The sequence below is a fragment of the Corallococcus sp. M7 genome, assembly GCF_054512695.1.
Genome location: NZ_CM137252.1, coordinates 5,801,553 through 5,821,437, shown reverse-complemented (window position 1 = coordinate 5,821,437; position 19,885 = coordinate 5,801,553). Strand labels below are relative to the sequence as shown.

The window sequence follows — 19,885 nt, the reverse complement described above, 5'->3', positions numbered from 1 at the left end:
GTCAGGGTCCCCAGCTCGCGAGCTCGTCGCGCACGTCCTTGAGCAGTGCTTCCAGCAGACCCGTGCGGCGCGCCTGGGTGCGCAGGGCCTGCTCCTCGGAGACCTCCAGCGAGCCCGGATGGCCACCGCGCGCCGCCACCTCCCGGTCGCACAGCTCGCGCAGGAACTCGTGGTGCTGCGGCTGGAGCGCCTGGAAGCCTTCGCCCCAGCGGGCGACGAAGTCCACCAGCACGTCGCGTGAGGCCTCCGGCACCTCGCGGCGGTCCGGCAGGTCGCGGCTCAGGCGCACGAAGAGGTCCGGGAACACGTCGCGCATCGCGGTGGCGAAGCCGGGCGGCACGTAGACGGGCTGCGTGTCCGGGACGAGGTCGCCCTGGCGCTCGGCGGCCAGCACCGCGTCGAAGTCCGTGAAGAGGCGCTCATGGCGGCGGCGCTCGTTCTGGTTTCGCGCGAGGAAGAACACCGCGCGCGGCAGCATCGCCGGGGCGGTGCGGCGCACTTCCGCGAGCGTGTCCCCCAGCGCGTGGCGCTCGGCGGGCGTCAGGGCCCAGGTGGTGGTGGCCTCGCGCAGGAAGCGGTCGGTGACGGCCTCCGGCCAGTGGGGCTCCTCCACCTGGGGCGGGCGCTGGATGCCGGCGATGAAGCCCCGGATGCGCTCGCAGGCGGCGTCCCAGGTGGACAGCCGCTCCACCAGATCGCGGAAGCCTTCGAGCAGCTGGAGCCGCGTCATGCCCAGGGGCATCACGTTGAGCACGATGGCGCCCCGGTCCTTCGCGTGCGTCTTCCGGGGCGTGGCGAGCCGGCCTTCCGCGCGCAGCCGCGTCCACAGCTTCGTGCCGCGCGGGGCCTGGAGCGGCGCCACCACCACCCAGGGCAGGTGCGTGCGCTGGATGTTCGCGTGCAGTGAGTCGAAGACCGCGGGCGTGTCGTGGTCGAACCCGACGATGAAGCTGCCCCGGGGCCCGATGCCGTGCGCCTGGATGCGCAAGAGGTCGCCCACGAGGTCCGCGCGCACGTTCTGGTGCTTCTGCGCCTCCTTGAGCGCGCCGGTGTCGAAGGACTCGATGCCCAGGACGACGGTGTAGAAGTTCGCGTCCGCCATGCCCTCCAGCAGCGCGGCGTCGCGGCTCAGGTTCATCGTCACCTGGGTGAAGAAGCGCAGCGGGCGGGGCAGGGCGCGGTTGAGGGGAACGAGCCCCGCGAGCACCTCCTTCGCGTACGCCGCGTCGCCGATGAACTCGTCGTCCGCGAAGAAGACGCCTTCGGCTCCGAGCGCCGCGTGGGTGCGCACCTCGTCCAGCACGCGCTCCACCGGCTTGTGCCGCTGCTTGCGGCCGTACAGGTAGATGACGTCGCAGAAGGAGCAGTCGAACGGACAGCCGCGCGTGGTCTGCACGGAGCCCCATGCGTAGCGCGGGAGGTCCGTGGCGATGGCGTCCCAGCGGGGCAGGGGGCTCTCGCTCAGCGAAGGCTTGTCGAGCTGCCGGTACTCGGGCGCGTACTCGCCTCCGAGCCAGTCCGCGAGGAAGCGCGGCCAGGTGCGCTCCGCCTCGTTGACGAAGAGGGCGTCGAAGAAGCCCCGGTAGTCCTCTGGCGCGGCGGAGATGGCGGGGCCTCCCGCGACCACGGTGGCGCCCCGGTCGCGGAAGTGGCCGCCCAGGAAGCGCGCCTGGTAGGTGAGGGCGGAGTACATCACCGACACGCCGACGATGTCGTAGTCCGGCAGCTCCGTGTCCGCGCGGAGCTGGCCGTGCAGCTCCTCGTCCCAGATGTCCACGGTGAAGGTGTCCGGCGTGAGCGCCGCGAGCGTCGCGCAGGCCAGCGGCGTCATCGTCGCGCGCTTCACCAGGCCGCGCTCCGGGTCGAAGTCCTCCGTCTCCCGGTCCACGTGGCGCCGGTCGGGGCCGCACTGGACGAGCAGGATGCGAGGCTTGGGGGGAAGGACGGACGCCATCGCTCAGAAGTAGAAGGGCACGGGGTTGAGCTGCGCTTCGGTCTTCGGGGCCTTCAGCCACCCCATCCGCACGGGGACGTCATACAGCCGGCCGGGGCCCAGCCGGGGCCAGAAGTGGCGCAGCCCCGGGACGATGACCTTCACCGCGGATACGCCCACGTCGGGCCGTGATTGCTCCACCACCAGCGTCTCCAGTCCCACGCTCGCGGCCCGGGCCACGCACTCGCGCACGTCGTCCCGCAGGTCGTCGTGCCACACGCGCGGGAAGTCGGCGCGGACGCGCGCGGGGACCAGATCATTGGGGAAGAGCCAGCTGACGTCATCGTGCGCGCTGGCGTCCCAGGGCGACGGGGACAGGTCCTTCGGGTCGTAGCACTGGGCCACCTCCGTGAGCGCGCGCTGCACCGCGAGCTTCGCGTCGAAGTGGCAGCCGCACCCGGCCCAGGCCCGTCCGCGCTCCGGCGACCACACGAGCGCGGCGAACACCGGGATGCCCAGGTCGTGCGTGAGGTCCAACACCGACAACGTGAGGCCGAGCGACTGGTAGTGCTCGCTCACGGACGCGAACCACGGCTCGTCGAAGGAGCGCAGGTCCAGGCGCGGCCGGCGCAGGCGGTTGTACCACCAGAGCGCCACCGCATCGCGCTCCACCAGCTCCAGGAAGCCCTGGAGGATGGCCTCCTCCACGCAGTTGCCCGCCGCGTTGCCGTTGGAGTTGAAGAAGCAGAACGGCCCGTCTCCGCGCGGGGGCGTGGGCGCGAAGAGGTACGCGAACGACGTGGGCACGTACTTGTGGACCCCGTGCGTGAGCGACCACGCGGGGCTCCAGTCCATGGGTTGATCCGCGTACGGCCGGGGCACCGCGGTGCGCATGTCGCGGCTCGCGCTTTCGGGCCGGGCCTGGAACTGCGCGGCGCTGAAGTGCTGGAGCGCGTCCGGGTGCACGGCCTGCGCGCCCAGCTCGGACGCGGTGGCGTGGACGCGGGGCTCGTCGCCCTGGAACACGGCGCTGTAGCGCTCCAGCGCCTCACACAGCGCGCCCGCGCGGGCCTGGGCCTCCGTGCGGCCCTTGCCGCTGGCCACGCGGTGGAAGTCGTCGGAGGCCGGCGCGTCCGTCCAGGGGCACACGCGGAAGACGGCGGACTGGACGTGGCCCAGCGGTGCGTCGCCCGGCACCGCGCGCAGGTCGCTCACCACGCCCGTCACCGGGCTGATGAGGTGGCGGTGGCGCTCCCAGGTCTGCTCGGGCGTGAGGATGCGGTGGCCGCCATCTTCGGTGAAATGCTTGGTGCGCGAGGCCAGCTCCAGGGGCTGCTTCGCGCGCGCCTCCATCCAGTGGGGGTCTCCGCAGTCCGGACACTGCGGACGCCTCGCCACTGTGTGCGATTCGAGCTTCCAGGTGGCGAAGTCCAGCGTCCACAGCCGCGTCTGTCCCGGGCCGCCAGGGCCGTCCACCACCCAGCGGGCCACGAGCGTCGCCGCGAGGGACAGCCCCGCCTTCGCGGTGGTGGGCAGGCCCGTGCGCGGCGGGCGGGTGGCGCGCGGCGGGATGCCCTTGCGCGCGAGGTATTTCTCGATGGGACGGTTGTCCAAGAGCCGCGACGTGAGGCACGTCCAGCAGGCGCGCTCGGGGCCCACGACCGGACCTGCGTGGCACGCGGTGCCGGACACCTTCAGCGGGAGGAACGCGGCGCCCGCGCTCCGGGCCTCCCGGGCCAGCGCGAGCGCTTCGGGCGACAGGTAGTCGTCCACCAGCAGCACGCGGCGGTCGGCGTCGTCGCGCACGTCCAGGCCGGTGTCGCGCAGCGCCTCCGCCAGCCCCTCGCCGTCCTCGCCATCCACTGCGTGCACGGAGACGGACACGTCCAGCAGCCGTCCGGCCGCGGTGGCCGCGCCCACGCCCAGCGACTCCCAGAAGCCTGCGACGCTGGCGTCGAAGACGTCGTGCGCCTCCTCCACGTGCCCGCGCTCCTCCAGGAGCGACAGCGCGTAGAGCACCTCCGGCGCGGAGGCACGTCCCGCCAGCGCGGCGATGACGTTCGCCACGGTGCGCTCGCCATCCAGCAGGGGCACGATGCTCGCGTGCAGCTCCCCCTCCAGCAGGAACTGGGCGCGCTCTCCAACGAGGAACACGCGCCGCGCGTCGAGCACCTCGGCGCGCAGGTGGGGCTTGATGCGGAGGACTCGGTCCATGGGCAGGCGGGCGAGCCTACCCGGTCGCCCGCGCTCGTGGATACGACCCGGCCAGGGCTTCCGGGAGCCCGGACCCCGCGTGGTAGAACGCCGCGCATGGCCCGCATCCCCCTGGCGCAGAGCGCGCGTGTCTCCCCGGCGTCCCTCCATCCCCCGCTCCGGAGCCGCTCCGCCACTGGCACGGTGGAGATCACCCTGCTGCTGCGCCACGGAGCGCCGCTGCCCACGGTGGAGGAGCTGTGCGCGAACCCGCCGCGCCGCCCGCTCACCCACGACGAGTTCGAGGCGAAGTACGGCACGGACCCGAAGCACCTGGCCGCCGTGCGGCGCTTCGCGAAGAGCCATGGCCTCACCATCACCTCCGAGCGGCGCGACCTGGGCTCCGTCGTGCTCCAGGGCTCCACGGCCTCGGTGCGCAAGGCCTTCGAAGTCGACCTGCGGCGCTTCACCCACGGGAAGACCTCCTACCTGACGCACACGAAGCCGGTGACCCTGCCGCGCGCGCTGCAAGGCGTGGCGGAGTGGGTCCTGGGCCTGGACACACGGCCGCTCGTCACCCACAACGCGGCGGCCCTGCCCATCCCCCGGGAGATGGCTCGACAGGCCGGGCTGCGCACGTACACGGCGCCCCAGGTGGCCAACCTCTACCGCTACCCCCGCAACCAGGGGGAGGGCCAGTGCGTGGGCATCATCGAGCTGGCGGGCGGCTACAAGCAGTCGGACCTGGATGCGTACCTGAAGTCCGTGGGGGTGGAGCGCACGGCGCCGGTGGTGACCGTGGGGCCGAACAAGGCGGGGGTCCTCAACACCGCCTCCAACGCGGAGGTCACCATGGACGTGGAGCTGGTGGCGTCCGTGTGTCCGGCCGCGCGCGTCGTCGTCTACAACGCGGGGTCGAAGGACTACTCGCTGCGCGACTACTACCGCGTCCTGGCGGAGGCCATCAGCGACCGGGAGAACCTGCCGTCGGTGCTGACCACCAGCTGGTCCTTCTACGAAGGGTCGCTCATCCAGCAGGGCGAGGAGCTGGCCTTCGAGCGGCTCTTCATCAAGGCGGCGCTCCTGGGCATCACCGTGTGCGCCGCGTCCGGCGACCTGGGCTCGCAGGTGCCGGTGACCTCCCACTCGCCCACGGGCGCCATCACCCTGGCCGCGACGAGCTACCCCGCGGCGAGCGCGCTGGTGCTGGGCTGCGGCGGCACCACGCTGGAGGCGGTGGGGGAGGTCCTCCACCACGAGCGCGTGTGGAACCGCCTGGGCGAGGCGATGTCCATGGGCCCCAGCTCCACGGCCGCGGGCGCGAGCAGCGGCGGCGTCAGCACCATGAACGCGCTGCCGCTGTACCAGCAGGGCATGGGCGTGCCGGACCTGGTGAAGTCGTCGTGGAAGAACGGCGTGTTCGAAGTGTCCCGCAGCACGGGCCGGGGCGTGCCGGACGTCGCGGCGAACGCGGACCTGCACACCGGTTACCAAATCGTCTTCAAGGGCCAGCAGGGCGTGGCCGCGGGCACGAGCGCCGCCGCGCCCATGTGGGCCGCGCTCATCGTCCGCCTCAACGAGGCACTGGGGGCGCGCGTGGGCTTCCTCCACCCCCGGCTGTACGCGCTCGTCACCGAGGGACAGCTCGTCGTCCGCCGCATCACCCACGGCGGCAACGGCGCGTACTTCGCCAGCGACGCGACGCTGTGGAACGCATGCACGGGCCTGGGTACGCCGGACGGCGAGGCGCTGCTCACGGGCCTGCGCAGGCTCCAGCGCCGCAAGCACTGAGGTCTACTCCACCATGTGGCTTCGCAACCTCCTGAGTGTCCTCGTGTGGGGCGGCCTGTTCTTCGGCGTGCTCTTGGGGATTGGCGCCTGGATGATCCACAGCTCGACGCAGGCATTCCTGGCCCGGCCGACAGTGCCAGGGCGCGTGCTCGAGATGTCGGTGGAGATGGGGTACTCGAAGAGCCGCTACTGGCGCGTGAAGGCGCGTTACGCCTACGAAGTGGATGGCCAGTCGTATGTCGGGGAGACGCTCTCCAACGAGACTCCGAGGGAGCTGCTGCTCTGGAACCCCCAGCCCGGTCCGGCGCTGACGCGGTATGTGGAGCGCTACCCGGTGGGCTCCACGGTGACCGTGCGCTACAGCCCGAAGGAGCCCCGGCGCAGCCTCCTGGAAGTGAACCCAGACGCCGCGCGGGGCCCCGCGCTGGCGGCGGGGATTGCGTTGCTGTGCGCGGTGCTGAGCCTGGTGGGCCTCCGGTTCGTGCGGTAGCCCGCGCCGTGAGGGTTCGGCGCCTAGCGGACGGCCTGCACCTGTGAGTCCACGCGCGGGTGCCGCCCGGTGAGCGAGGCCAGGACGATGATCAGCTCCGCCGGCTCGATGGGCTTGGGCACGTGCATCTGGAAGCCCGCGAGCAGCGCCCGGGTGCGGTCCTCCATCCGCGCGAAGGCGGTGAGCGCGATGGCCGGCGTCTGGCTGCCCTGCTCCAGGGGCAGGGCGCGCAGCCTGCGGATGAAGGAATAGCCGTCCTCTCCCGGCATGCCGACGTCGGAGATGATCACGTGAGGGCGGTGGACGTGGTGCTTCTCCAGCGCTTCGCGCGCGCTGGCGGCCGTGAAGACCTCGGCCCCTCGGCCCTCCAGCACCACGGCGAGCAGCTCGAGCGCGTCCGGCTCGTCGTCCACCACCAGCACCTGAAGTCCCTTCAAGATGCCTGAATCGAGCGAGGGCACCTCCTGGCGCGCCTGGACCTGGACGAACGGCGCGCTCCCCCGCGACGAGGCCGCGGTCGACAGCGGCAGCGTCAACCGGAAGAGGGCGCCATGCCCTTCGCCCTGGCTCGTCGCCTCGATGGTGCCCCCGTGCAGCTCCGTGAGGTGCCGCACGATGGCCAGCCCCAGCCCCAGCCCGCCATGCTTCCGGGTGGAGCTTCCGTCCACCTGCCAGAAGCGCTCGAAGATCTGGCCCAGGTAGGCGCGGGGGATGCCCTGGCCGGTGTCCTGGACCTCGATGACGACGTGGCCCTCCACCCACCGCAGGCGCACGGTGACCTGGCCGCCCCGGGGCGTGAACTTGATGGCGTTGGTGAGCAGGTTCCAGACCACCTGCTGCAGCCGGTCCGCGTCGCCGTGGATGGAGCCGGAGCCCGGGGGCAGCTCGGCGCTGAGCGTGACGCCCTTCGCCTCGGCGGCGTGCCGCACGGAGTCCAGCGCCGCCTCGATGAACATGCCGGGGAGCACCGGACGGATCTCCAGCCGCATCTTGCCGGTGATGATCCGCGACACGTCGAGCAGGTCCTCGATGAGCTGCGTCTGCACCTGCGTGTTGCGCTCCACCGCCTCCAGGGCCCGCGCGGCCTTCTCCGGGCCCAGCTGCCCCGAGCGCAGCATCCGCGTCCAGCCCACCATCGCCATCAGCGGGGTGCGCAGCTCATGGGAGACCGCGGCCAGGAACTCGTCCTTGGCGCGGTTGGCCTGCTCGGCGACCAGGTGCTCCGCCTTGGCCATCTCGAACAGCCGGGCGTTGTCGATGGCGATCTCCGCCCGCCGCGCCAGCTCCTGCACGAGCTCCATGTCCCGCGCGCCGTAGCGGCGACCGGACGGGAGGGCGCACACCTTCAGCGCCCCGAAGACGCGCCGCTGCGCCCACAGGGGGACGATGACCCACGACCCCGGGCGGATCCGCGCGTCGTCGCCCGCGGGGCCCAGCGCCTCTTGAAGGACGGCGTCGGTGAGCTCGGGCACCAGCTCCGGCACGCCCGTGCGCAGCACCCGCGCGACGCCATGGCTGGCGGTGGCGGACGGATGGAAGGCGAGGTGCTGCTCGCGCAGCAGCGGCACCCGTGAGGCATCCACGTGCGCGGCCATCACCTGGCGCACCGGCCCGTCATCGTCCTGGAGGTAGACCGCGCACCAGTCGCCCAGCCTCGGGAGGATCAGCGCAGAGAGCCGCTCGAGCGTGACGGACATCTCCAGCGAGGCGGTGAGCATGGTGCTCGCCTCCGCCAGGAAGCTCAGCGTCTCCGCCGCGCGCTTCTGATCATCGATGTCGGTGCAGGTGCCCAGCCACTGGAGGATGCGGCCGTGCGCGTTGCGCAGCGGCAGGGCCTGGATGAGATGCCAGCGCCAGGTGCCGTCCGAGTGGCGCCGGATGCGGCCCTCGCACTCGAAGGGGCCTCCCACGTGCCGGCTCTCGCTCCACCGGTCCAGGCAGCCCACCACGTCATCGGTGTGGAGGACGTCCCGGGGGAGCAGGGGAGGCGTGCTCCCGCGCTCCTCCGACGCAGGCCTGGCCGGCAGGCCGGTGTAGTCGTACCAGCGTTGGTTGAAGTAGTCCGGGCGTCCATCCGGGCCCGCCGTCCAGACGATCTGCGGCAGGGCCTCCGCGAGCGCCCGGTGCCGCTGCTCCGCCAGGTGCAGCCGCATGGCCTGGCGCAGGCTCTGCTCCAGCCGCTCCGCGGACAACCGGCTCTTGGCGATGTAGTCGGACGCGCCCGCCTTCATCAGCTCGACGGCCGTCTGTTCGCTGCCCTGGCCGGTGAGGACGACGATGGGTGAGCGCGAGCCCCGGCTGCCCAGCTCGCGCAGCACCCAGAACCCGTCCTCTCCTGGCAGGAAGAAGTCCAGGAGGATGACGTCGAAGGACCGCGCCTTCAGGTGCTCCAGGGCCTCGCTCCCGCTCGTGGCCTCCACCACGTCCACCGCGAGCCCGGTCGTGTCCAACAGCCGCTGGACCAGGAGCCGGTCGACCTCGTCGTCATCGACGAGCAGCAGCCGGAGACGCTCGGTCACGGGAGAAGTCGGGGCAGGGGTGTCACTCACGTCAGGCGTTCCTCGGACCCGGGCCAGGTGAAGTGGAAGGTGGCGCCCGCGCCTTCGGCCGACTCGACCCAGGTCCGGCCGCCGCGACCCTCCACGAGCTTCTTGACGATGCACAGGCCCATGCCGGCGCCCTCGACCTTGTCGCGCGAGACGAGCGTCTGGAACGGGCTCCAGATCTTCTCGTGGTAGCGGGGCGGGATGCCCTGGCCGTCATCCGCGACGGAGAAGTGATGGAAGCCCGCGGGGGTCTCCACCTCCACGCGGATCCGCACGTCCTCGCGGCCCGCGTGCTTCAGGGCGTTGGAGAGCAGGTGCACGAAGACCTGCTGGAGCGCGGAGCGCTCCGTGACGAGCACCGGCATTCCGGGCCCCAGCTCCAGCCGCGCGAGAGGGCCGGGCCCCAGCCGCTCCAGCGCTTCGTGGATCAACCGGTCCACCGGCACGGGCTCGGGCGCGTGGCGCACACGGCCCGCCCGGCTGTAGTCCAGCAGGCCATCCAGCATGCCCTCCATCCGCTGCACGCGCCCGCGCAACAGCTCCATCTGCCTGCGCGACCCCTGGGAGAGCCGCGGCCCCAGATCCTCCTCCAGCCACTGGGCCAGGTTGGAGATGCCTCGCAGTGGAGCCCGGAGGTCGTGGCTGGCCACGTAGGTGAACTGCTCCAGGTCGGCGCTGTTCTGGCGCAAGGCCTTGCGCAGGCCCTGGAGCTCCTCGAGGAGCTCTTCCTTCGTCTTCTGGGAGTCATCCATGGGAGGGGGACGGCGCACGGGGCCTTTCGCCATACCGTCCCCGCGCGAGGCCCCTCAACCCATGGGCGCGAAGTGCAGGCTGGATGACACTCTCCAGGCGCCTTCCCGAGCAGGCGTGCGCGGGGTCGCGTCAGGAAGCAGACAGTGGCCCGAAGGTGCCTGATATCCGCACGGAAGCGAACGCTAGATGCCAGCGTGCTCGGGCTCCTCTTGGGTCTGGACGCCGCGCAGGCTCGAAAGGCTCGGGGATGACCACCGCCACCGCCGGTGACAGGACGCTGCACATCCTGCTGATTGAAGACGACGAAGTGGACGTGATGAACGTCCGCCGCGCGTTCCAGAAGAACCACATCGCCAACCCGCTCTACGTGGCCACCAACGGGCTGGAGGGGCTGGAGATGCTGCGCAACGGCGCGGTGCCCGAGGGGCGCCGGCTGGTGCTGCTGGACTTGAACCTCCCGAAGATGAACGGCATCGAGTTCCTGCGCGTGCTGCGCGCGGATCCGGAGCTGCGGACCATCTCCGTGGTGGTGCTCACCACGTCCGCGGACGAGCGGGACAAGATCGACGCGTACAACCTGAACGTCGCCGGCTACCTGCTCAAGCCCGTCACCTTCATCAACTTCGTGGAGGTCATGGCCACGCTCAACAAGTACTGGACCCTCGTGGAGATGCCCTGACATGACCGTGCAGTGGAAGCCAGCAACCGACGCGGCGGCCCGTGTCTTTCCCGACGGTGGGGAGCTGGGCGCGCTGTGCCGGGCGAAGGACTGGAGCGCGCATCCGCTGGGCCCGGTGGACACCTGGCCCCAGAGCCTCAAGACCGCGGTGAGCATGGTGCTGGGCTCGCAGTTCCCGCTCATCGTCCTGTGGGGGCCCCAGCTCTACCAGCTCTACAACGACGGCTACCGCCTGCTCATGGGCTCCAAGCACCCCGGCGGCCTGGGGCAGGGCAACAAGGAGTGCTGGCCGGAGGTGTGGCACATCAACGAGACCATCTACCCGCGCATCTTCAACGGGGAGACGGTCACGTACGAGGAGCGGATGTACCCGCTCGCGCCGCACGGCCACCCGGAGGAGTACTACCTCACGCTCTGCTACAGCCCGGTCCGCGACGAGACGGGCGCCGTGGGCGGCGTCCTCGTCTCCATCTTCGACGTGACCCGGGAGGTCCAGGCGCGCAAGGAGCGCGACCGCGCCCTGGCGGAGGCGCGGGCGGAGCGTGAGCGGCTGTACGAGGTCTTCATGCAGGCCCCGGCCATCATCGCCGTGCTGGAGGGGCCCGAGCACCGCTTCACCGTGTCCAACCCGCTGTACCAGCAGCTGACGGGCAACCGGCCCCTGCTGGGCAAGGCCGTGACCGAGGCCCTGCCCGAGATCGCGGACCAGGGCTTCCGGGAGCTGCTCGACAACGTGAGGGCCACCGGCAAGCCGTACATCGCGCACGACGCGCTGGTCCGGCTGGACCGCAACGGCAATGGCGTCGTGGATGACGTCTACGTGGACTTCGTCTACCAGCCGCTCAAGGACGTGAGCGGAAGCGTGTTCGGCATCATGGCGCACGCAGTGGAGACCACGGAGCAGGTGCTGGCCCGCAGGAGCATCGAGGCGCTCGCCGCCGAGCGCGCCGCCATGCTGGGCCACATCGCGGACGCGGTGCTCACGTTCGACACCGGAGGCCGCGTCAGCTTCATCAACGAGATGGCCCGGACCCTCTACCCGGGCGTGCGCCTGGGCGAGCCCCTCGCCACCCAGGGCTTCCGGCAGGAGCGGGTGGACGGCACGCCGCTCTCCGCCGACGAGCTGCCCGCGGTACGGGCGGGGCGGGGGGAGCGCGTCCTCAACGAGGTGTGGAACATCTACACGCCGGATGGCCACAAGCTGCGTGTCCAGGGCAGCGCCGTCCCGGTGTACACCGACACCCGCGTCCATCTGGGCGTGGTGCTCACCGTGCGTGACATCACCCAGCAGCACCGCCTGGAGCAGCAGCTGGAGTTGGAGCGCAACCGGCTGACCCAGGTCTTCATGCAGGCGCCCGCCTCCATCATGGTGGCCCGCGGGCCCCAGCACGTCATCCAGGTGGTCAACCCGGGCTACGCTCAGATGACGGGCAACCGTCCCCTCGTGGGGAAGACCATCCCGGACGCGTTCCCGGACCTGGCGGGCCAGGGCCTCTTCGAACTCTACGACCAGGTGTACGCCACGAAGCAGCCCTTCGTCGGGAACGAGGTGCCCGTGCGGGTCGCGCGCTTCGGCCGGGTGGACGACGCGTACTTCAACTTCGTCTACCAGCCGCTCACCGACGAGGACGGGGAGACCTTCGGCGTGATGACCCACGCGGTGGAGGTCACCGACATGGTGCGCGCCCGCCAGCAGGCGGAGGAGCGGGCGCGGGAGCTGGTGCGGCTCACCCAGGCGCTGGAGCAATCCAACCGCGAGCTGGATCAGTTCGCCTACGTGGCCTCCCACGACCTCAAGGCGCCACTGCGCGGCATCGCCAACCTGGCGGAGTGGCTCAAGGAGGAGCTGGGCTCCAACCTCACCGCCGAGGCGCGCGAGTTCATCACGCTCCTGCACGGACGCGTGCACCGCATGGAGGCGCTCATCGACGGCATCCTCACCTATGCCCGCGCGGGCAAGCTGAGCGACCCTGTCGCCGTGGACACGGGCGTCCTGCTCAAGGAGGTGGTGGAGTTGCTGGCCCCGCCGCCCGAGGTGCAGGTGGCGGTGCAGCCGGGCGCGCCCACGGTGAGCGCCGAGCGCGTGAAGCTTCAGCAGGTGTTCCTGAACCTCATCGGGAACGCGCTCAAGTTCACGCGCCTGCACCGGCCGGATCCGCGCATCCAGGTGACGTGGCGGGACGCGGGGGAGCAGTACGAGTTCACCGTGGCGGACAACGGCCCGGGCATCGCACCGGAGTTCCACGAGCGCATCTGGGGCATCTTCCAGACGCTGGAGAGCCGCGACAAGGTCGAGGGCACTGGAATCGGGCTGTCCGTGGTGCGGAAGATCATCGAGACCCGTGGCGGCCGGGCCTGGGTGGACTCCGCGCCGGGCGAGGGCGCGGCGTTCCGCTTCACCTGGCCCAAGGCGTGATGCGCTGTCCCGGGGCGCCCTGCCTCCTCGCGAGGCGGGGGCGCCACCGGGAGCGGGGCACTGCTACTCCAGGATGCGCTCCATGCTCAGGAAGGGCCGGGCGGCGGGGATGCTGCGGCCCTTGCAGACCTCGATGAACTTGTTGGATTCGATCATCTGGGGCGCGGTCTCGTCGTACTGGAGCACCATCACGTGGCGCAGCCAGGGCTCCTGGCCCATGGCGTAGATGAAGACCTCTTTCGGGTTCAGGTGATTGAGGATCTCCGTGGCGCGGGCGCTGTCGGAGCCGTTGAGCCGCCGCGACTGGTCCATCTTGCGCGGCAGGGGCTGGCTGAGCAGCGGGCCGTACATCCAGCTCATCGGGCCGCCCTCGCACTCCATGCCCAGGTAGAGCGCGTCCAGAGGGCCCACCAGCTCCGACAGGTGCTGGTACATGCGCGGCTCCAGCGCGTTGGAGTCCGCGGCCATCAGCAGCGAGCGGCCGGCCAGCCGCACCAGGTGCGCTGTCTTCGCCTGCACCGCCAGGTCGCTGTGCTCGCCGATGAAGGGGATGCCCATCAGCGACCCGCCGGGGATCTTGATCTCCTGCAGGTCGTCGATCTCGATGACGTTCTTGAAGCCCGTCTTCTCCAGCACCAGGCGCAGCGAGGGGTCCGCCAGCGAGTACGCGTTCGAGCGCGGCACGACGATGGTCCCGATGCGGTGACGCAGCTGGAGCAGCGTCTCCATCATCAGGTGGTCCGCGTGGCCGTGGGTGATCAGGACGTAGTCGATCTTCTCCGGCAGGTCCGCGTGGGTGAAGCGCTTCTGGTCCGTGGGGAACTCGTAGCTGATGACGGGGTCGGTGAGGACGGACACCTCACGGGTCTCCATCAGCACGCACGCGTGGCCGAAGTAGCGCACGCGCACGCCGGAGCCCGTGTACGGCTCGGGCTTGCGCGGGGCGGTCTCCGTGAAGAGGTCCGCGAAGGCCTCCGCGGCGGAGGACGGCACGCCCAGCATCTCCGCCACCTGGCCGGGGCTGCCCGGCGTGTGGCGCATGCGGAAGAGGGCGTCGATGCCCTCGTGCCGGTAGGGCACCTGGAGCCACAGGGGCGAGTCGCCCTCCAGGCGCGGGGTGCTGAAGACGTACTTGCGCGCGTCACCGGCCACGCGCATCAGCGAGATGCTCTGCGCCGATTCCTTGTAAAGGCTGCTGCGGTAGAGCAGCGGCTCCATGATGCGGGCGTTCGCGCGGTGGGCCAGGTCGTAGTGCAGCTCCACGAAGCCGCGGAGCATGTCCGGCACCTTGGCGTAGAGCGGCTCCAGGGACTCGCCCTTGGAGCTGGCCAGCAACTGCTCCAGGTCCGACACGGCCTTGGTGTAGGCCAGCATGTCCGCCTGCTCGCGGGTGGTGCGGTCGAGCAGCGCCTTCACCTCGTTCACGCGCGACACGGGGTGGTTGATGAAGGGGCCGCCCATCAGCGCCGGGTTCTGCAGCGCGGCGACGTGCACGTCCGGGTTCGCGACGAACGACTGCATCAGCTTCAGGTGCAGGCGGGAGACGAACAGCGGCGCGGTGGCGGGGGAGATGAGGTACCACCAGACGTACCACTGGTTGAACAGCGGCTCGATGGCGACATCGGGCTTCAGGTACATCGGGCGGTCGAGCATGGAGGTCTCGCGAGGGCGTCCGCCGGAACCGGGGGGCCCGGACGCACGCGGATGGGCCGCCAATGTTGACGATTCCCAGCCTGACTTCAAGGTGCGGACTTCCGGGCTTGCCCCGGAAGACGGCGCCGGGAATCACGGCCGGGCCGGCGCTTGCCGCCTGTGCAGCCGAGCACTCCATTCTGTGAAGCGGGCTGCACACCCGGTGGGGCGCGGGGCGGCGGCCGGGCCCATCCCCTCGGAAGGAGGGGGGCTTCCCGGCTGGCCCTGTTGGTGCATTGCTGAAACTCCATGTGCCGGGAACGCGCCGCCACCCCTTTTGACGGCCTTCGCGCCGCCCAACCCAGCGAGCACACCCGCTGGCTGGCGGAGCCCGATGAGCCCGCGCTGCGCGAGCTGCTCCACGCGCGCTACGCCGGGAGCTACTCCTACCGCTTCCTCCATGAGCCTGGAGGGGCCTCGCGGCTCTGGAGGGCCGGCGCGCTGCTCAGCCTGGGGGAGTTCGACGCCCGGGGCACGCTCCTCTGGCACACGGGGCTGTGGTGCAAGCCGGGGCGGGACTCCCTGGACTCGGGGCTCTCCCTGGCCCTGCCTGTCCGGCGCACCGCCATGGACCGCTCCGAGCACGAGCGGCTCTGGAGCCACCTCCTGGAGCTGCTCGGGCGAGAGCTGCTCAACGCGCGCGTGGGCTTCCTGCACCAGCAGACGTCCACGCTGCACCTCATGGCGCAGCGCTACGCGTCGCGCTTCATGCGGGCCGTGCCGGTGGGCCTCATCGTCGACTACACCGAGGGGGAGACGCTGGTGGGGGTGGAGGGCTCGGGCCTGCCGATGCAGGCGCTGGCGATGACGACGGTGCTCGCGCCGCTGTCTCCGCGCCGGCGCTTCCTGCCCGCGGGGCCGTGGGGGGAGTGGCTCGCGTCCATCCTCGCCGCCTCGGGCCTGCCGGGGACGGTGGAGCTGACGCCGCTGGAGCGCCGCCCTCGCGCCGGGGGCCTCGTGCCGCGCCTGCTCGACTGGAACGAGTCCCTGCGGATCGAACGGCGGGAGCTGGTGGAGCCCGCCGGGGAAGGGCAGGGGGCCACGGCGCTCCCGTCCTCGCGGGCGCGCGTGGACCTGATCCACCTGTCCATGGGCGAGCCCCAGCGGGTGGCCGAGGCCACGCCCATGCTGCTCGCGGCGGGCTACCTGCCGACGGGCCTCCGCCCGCGCCTGGACGCGCCCGACGACATCGTCTTCCAGCACCTGCCGGCGCCGGAGCGGGCGCGCGAGGCGGTGGGGCGGGCGCGGCTGGACGGCGAGGCGGCCCGGGCCCTGTGGAGCGGATGGGTGGAGCGATGCGCGCGAACTTCGTAGACACGCTCCTCGCGCGGCTGGACGGCGAGGTGGCCACCATCTGGGCCACGGTGCTGCTGCGCATCGACGCGCGGCCCGACGTGGCGCGGCTGCGCGGAGCCTTGCGCGCCCTGGTGCGCGAGAGCGAGCGCCTCAACGTGGCCTGGGACGACGCGCGCGGTGCGTGGGTGCCCGCGCCGCGCACGGACGAGGCGGTGGACGCCGCCCTGCTGGAAGGCGCCGAGCCGCTGGACGAGCCCGAGGCGGTGACGCGGGTCATCAACACCCGGGTGGACCTCGCGAGGGACGTGCCGCTGCGGCTGCACCTCCATCCCCTGGCCGATGGCGCGCCGGGCCCGTGGCTCTTCGCCATCCAGCTCCACCACGCGATTGGGGACGCCAAGGCGCTCGCCCACCTGCTGGAGCGGCTCTGGCTGCACTGCGCGGGGCGCGCGTCACAGTCGCCCCCGCTGGGCCCCTCGTCGCTGACGGATGGCAAGGTGCTGCTCGCGGCGCTGCGCGGGCCGGGCCGGGTGCTGGGCCTCGTCAGCCCCCGCCGCCGGCTCCTCGCGCAGCGGGGCCTGGGCCTGCGCCGCAGTGGAGACACCGCGGGCCGCTCGTTGATGGCGACGGCGCGCCTGACACTCCCGGCGGGCCGCACGGACGTCCAGGCCTCGGAGGTCTTCTTCGCCGCGCTGCTGGCGGGCGTCGCGCTGCGCGAGCCCACGAAGGACGGGCTCATCCGCCTGCGGGTGCCGGTGGACCTGCGGCGCATGCTGGGGCTGGGGCGGATGCTGGGCAATGGCTGCTCGACGGTGCCGCTGGAGTTTCCCCTGCGGGAGGTCCGCGCCCGGCTGGAGGACGCGCCCGCCCTGGCGGCGCTGGTGCGCGAGGCGCTGCGGCGCGTGCTCGACGAGGGCGTGCACTGGACGACGGCGCTGGAGTGCATGGCGGTGGCGCGGCTCGCCCCGGGGCCCGTGCTGCGGCGCAACGCGCGCCCCGGGCTGGTGGCCGAGCCCCGCACCAACACGCTGGTGGCGACCTACCTGGGGCGGCTCGACAAGCACTTCGTGGACGCGCCCTTCCGCATCCACTCCATGCGCAGCCACACGGCCACCTGGGGCGCGACGGGCCTGGGTCTTGGCGACACGCTCAACATCAACACGGCGACGTTCGAGGGACTGTGGACCCGGGGCGAGCTGCGCGACTTCACCGAGCAGCTCGCGGGCTGGGCGTCCTCGGGCTTCGGGCTTCCGGCGGAGGTGGTGGGACCATGAAGGGGCTTCGCGACGCGCCGGCGCTCTACCTGGGCTTCATCTCGCTGCACCTGCTGCTGGGGCACCTGGGCGCAAGCCTCGTCTACCGCCTGCGCTTCGGCCGCAGCCCGCTGGCCTACCGGAGCACCGGGGCCGACTCCGCCCACACGCGCCTCACGCGGCGCATCAGCGGAGTCTCGCTGGTGTGGGCGGGCTCGGTGGTGGCGGCGGCGCTCTGGCCGCGCTGGTCCGAGCTGCCCTGGGGCCGGCCCCTGCTGGCCCTTCCGCCGGAGGTGGGCTGGGCGCTCGGCGTGCTCGGGCTGGTGGGCATGCTGGCGGCGCAGTACGGCATGGGCGCGACGTTCCGCATCGGCGTGGACGCGGGGGAGGCCCCGCCCGCGCTGCACGAGAGAGGGCTCCACCTCTATTCGCGCAACCCCATCTACGTCTTCTCCTACCTGTACCTCGTGGGCGCCTCGCTCTGGGCTCCGTCGTGGGTGACGCTCGGGGCGTGCGCGGTGCTGGGGGGGCTGTTCCATGGGCTGGTGCTCCAGGAGGAGCGCTACCTCTCCGCCCGCCTCGGCGAGGCCTACGCGCGCTACCGCCAGCGCGTCCCCCGCTACCTCTAAAGGCCCCATGCAGCCCGCCCTCGCCCCCGTCCTGGCTTCACCCGCTGCCCCCGCCGGGCAGGGCCCCTCCCGCGACGAGTTGGTGGAGCTGCTGCGCATCCGCCCCGCGCGGGCCCTGGGCATGGCGGCCCTCCACCTGGGCGTGTGGGGGCTGGCCGGCGTGGGGCTCGCGCACGTCAGCGGCTTCTGGCTGAAGCTGCCCCTGTGGCTGCTGGCGGCCCAGGGCGTCATGGGGCTCATCCAGCTCGACCACGACGCGTGGCACGACACCCTCTTCCCGAGGCCCTGGCAGAACCGCCTCTTCGGCAACGCGCTCAGCCTGCTCGTGGGCATCGCCTACGAGCCGATGCGGCACGACCACCTCGCGCACCACCGCTGGAACCGCACCGAGAAGGACCCTGACGCCTACAACGCGGGCCGCCGCTCGCCCGGGTTGTGGGCACTCTTCTACGCCACCGTGCTGCTGGGCCTGCCGCTCAGCCTCGTCTACTTCAACGTCCTCTACCCGGTGCAGCACTTCGACGCCGCCCGCCTGCGCCGCCATGCGTGGGTGCTGCTCGGCTACGGGGCCTTCTACACGCTGCTCTTCTGGCTCCTGGCGGGCCACGGGCTCCTCGGGGGCGCGGTGGAGTGCTGGCTTGTGCCGGTGCTCTTCGCCAGCCCCCTCAACGGGCTCAAGTCCATCTCCGACCACCACGCCAACGTCTGGCGCGGCGACCGCTTCCACACCGCGACGACGGTGCGCAGCACCCGGCTCGTCACCTTCCTGTGGAACGGCCTCAACCACCACCTGGACCACCACCTCTACCCGCGGGTGCCCGGCTACAACCTCGCGCGGCTGCACGCGCGCCTGCGCCCCGAGCTGCTCGCGCGCGGAGCCCCCGTCTTCGACAGCTACCTCCACGTCATGTGGCGGGCCCTCCTGGCCGGCCCCATGGTGGTGGAGGAGGACGTGCGGCTCGTCACCCTGGAGCGAAAGCGCCCATGAACGCCCTGCGCCGGCTGTACGCGGACATCCGCTACGAGGACGGCCGCTGGCCGCTGTCCCGGTGGGACCTCAACCTGCGCTACATCACCAAGAGCCTCCTGCACCTGCCACAGCCGCGCTCGGCCGAGACCGGGGAGCACTTCTCGCGAGTCGCCCGGCACCTCGCCTCGGGGAGCTGGAGGCACGCGGGCGCGCCGGAGCTCCGGCTGAGCGCCGTGGGCGACATGATGTGGATCCGCAGCGGCTTCCACCGCGCCCTCTCTCCCGGAGTCCGGGAGGTGATGGCGGGGGACGCGGTGGCCTTCGCCAACCTGGAGACGCCGGTGGACCCGGCGCGGCCCGTGCCCCGGCTCGTCTACGAGACGCTCCACTACAACGCCCCGCCGGACTACCTCGCGGCCTGGGAGGGCACTGCGCGCCACCGCGTCTTCTCCCTCTGCAACAACCACGCGCTCGACCAGGGCGCCGAAGGGCTGGAGCGGACCCGGGGGACGGTGCTGGCCGCCTCCCAGCACCGCTGCGTGGGAGGCCCCCGGCCGGAGGACGCGGTGGCGGCCCTGGAGGTGGACGGGGTGCGGATGGGCATCGCCGCCGTGACGTATGACATCAACCACCTCGTGGGAGCGCCGCCCGCCGGAGTGCCCGTGACGCGGCTGGGCAGCCCCCTCCACGCGCCGGACTGGGAGCGGCTGGGCGCGCTCATCGACGCCGCTCGCGCGGTGGGGCCGGACCTGGTGGTGCTGATGCCGCACTGGGGCTTCGAGTACGAGTACTGGCCCGAGGCCCTCCAGCGCGAGCACGCCTACAGGCTCATCGAGCGCGGGGCGGACGTCCTCCTGGGCTCCTCGCCGCATGTCCTCCAGCCGGTGGAGTGGGTGTCCATCGACGGCGCGGACGCCACCTGCCCCGCGCAGGTGCGCCGGGGCGGACCCGCGCGGATGGGGCTCATCGCGTACTCGCTGGGCAACTTCCTGAGCATCATGCCCACGCTGGCGTGCCAGACGGGGGCCGTGCTGAAGCTCGCGCTCGCCCGGGACGCGCGGGGCGTGCTCCAGCCGGTGGACTTGCGCGCGGTGCCCACCGCCTGTGGACGGGGACTCGGTGGGGAGGGGTTCCTCGACGCGGGCGTGGTGCGCCTGGACGAGCTGCCCCCAAAGCGGGCGGCGCCGCACCTGGCGCATGCCCGGCGGACGTTGGGCGCGCTGCTTTCGGACCGGAGGGACTGA

General features: G+C 71.9%; 14 protein-coding genes. 9 read left to right on the top strand and 5 right to left on the bottom strand.

What is annotated here, in order from left to right; all coding sequences use genetic code 11:
* Position 1 precedes the first annotated feature (1 nt).
* Together ACX114_RS23210 and ACX114_RS23205 are read right to left on the bottom strand one after the other, a co-directional pair.
* Positions 2-1,954, bottom strand: coding sequence for a B12-binding domain-containing radical SAM protein (locus ACX114_RS23210; protein WP_459287892.1), 1,953 nt, complete (start codon positions 1,952-1,954; stop codon positions 2-4).
* 3 nt (positions 1,955-1,957) lie between these two features.
* A complete protein-coding gene (locus ACX114_RS23205) occupies positions 1,958-4,147 on the bottom strand; it encodes a TOMM precursor leader peptide-binding protein (protein ID WP_459287890.1) in 2,190 nt (729 codons plus the stop codon).
* 96 nt (positions 4,148-4,243) lie between these two features.
* On the opposite strand from ACX114_RS23205, the gene ACX114_RS23200 reads away from it, so the two are divergent.
* A complete protein-coding gene (locus ACX114_RS23200; RefSeq protein ID WP_459287888.1) occupies positions 4,244-5,917 on the top strand; it encodes a S53 family peptidase in 1,674 nt (557 codons plus the stop codon).
* A gap of 13 nt (positions 5,918-5,930) precedes the next feature.
* Positions 5,931-6,407 (top strand): DUF3592 domain-containing protein, encoded by a 477-nt coding sequence (locus ACX114_RS23195; protein WP_459287886.1) that lies wholly within the window; start codon positions 5,931-5,933, stop codon positions 6,405-6,407.
* Positions 6,408-6,430: 23 nt separating this feature from the next.
* On the opposite strand, the gene ACX114_RS23190 is transcribed toward ACX114_RS23195, so the two are convergent.
* A complete protein-coding gene (locus ACX114_RS23190; protein ID WP_459287884.1) occupies positions 6,431-8,926 on the bottom strand; it encodes a hybrid sensor histidine kinase/response regulator in 2,496 nt (831 codons plus the stop codon).
* A 26-nt stretch (positions 8,927-8,952) separates the two neighbouring features.
* Positions 8,953-9,723 (bottom strand): sensor histidine kinase, encoded by a 771-nt coding sequence (locus ACX114_RS23185; protein ID WP_459287882.1) that lies wholly within the window; start codon positions 9,721-9,723, stop codon positions 8,953-8,955.
* A gap of 230 nt (positions 9,724-9,953) precedes the next feature.
* Here ACX114_RS23185 and ACX114_RS23180 point away from each other — a divergent pair, with 230 nt between their 5' ends.
* Positions 9,954-10,385: a response regulator gene (locus ACX114_RS23180; RefSeq protein WP_459287880.1), complete on the top strand. Its 432-nt coding sequence runs from the start codon at positions 9,954-9,956 to the stop codon at positions 10,383-10,385.
* Between the two features lies 1 nt (position 10,386).
* Entirely contained in the window at positions 10,387-12,801 is a 2,415-nt protein-coding gene (locus tag ACX114_RS23175) for a PAS domain-containing sensor histidine kinase (protein WP_459287878.1), read from the top strand.
* A gap of 63 nt (positions 12,802-12,864) precedes the next feature.
* Here the strand turns inward: ACX114_RS23175 and ACX114_RS23170 are convergent, their stop codons facing one another.
* Positions 12,865-14,454, bottom strand: a complete 1,590-nt coding sequence (locus ACX114_RS23170) for an MBL fold metallo-hydrolase (RefSeq protein ID WP_459287876.1) — start codon at positions 14,452-14,454, stop codon at positions 12,865-12,867.
* Positions 14,455-14,742: 288 nt separating this feature from the next.
* Between ACX114_RS23170 and ACX114_RS23165 the strand changes: the two genes are divergently transcribed.
* The 5 genes from ACX114_RS23165 to ACX114_RS23145 are packed head-to-tail and all read left to right on the top strand — an operon-like array spanning position 14,743 to position 19,885.
* The gene (locus tag ACX114_RS23165; RefSeq protein WP_459287874.1) at positions 14,743-15,807 is read left to right on the top strand and encodes a hypothetical protein; all 1,065 of its coding nucleotides are present in this window, start codon (positions 14,743-14,745) and stop codon (positions 15,805-15,807) included.
* On the top strand, positions 15,789-17,063 hold the full coding sequence (locus ACX114_RS23160; protein ID WP_459287872.1) for a hypothetical protein: 1,275 nt from the start codon (positions 15,789-15,791) through the stop codon (positions 17,061-17,063). The genes ACX114_RS23165 and ACX114_RS23160 overlap by 19 nt, the downstream gene beginning before the upstream one ends.
* A complete protein-coding gene (locus ACX114_RS23155) occupies positions 17,060-17,671 on the top strand; it encodes a methyltransferase family protein (RefSeq protein WP_459287870.1) in 612 nt (203 codons plus the stop codon). The genes ACX114_RS23160 and ACX114_RS23155 overlap by 4 nt, the downstream gene beginning before the upstream one ends.
* Before the next feature lie 7 nt (positions 17,672-17,678).
* Positions 17,679-18,659 (top strand): fatty acid desaturase family protein, encoded by a 981-nt coding sequence (locus ACX114_RS23150; RefSeq protein WP_459287868.1) that lies wholly within the window; start codon positions 17,679-17,681, stop codon positions 18,657-18,659.
* Positions 18,656-19,885, top strand: coding sequence for a CapA family protein (locus tag ACX114_RS23145; RefSeq protein ID WP_459287866.1), 1,230 nt, complete (start codon positions 18,656-18,658; stop codon positions 19,883-19,885). Before ACX114_RS23150 ends, ACX114_RS23145 begins: the two co-directional genes overlap by 4 nt.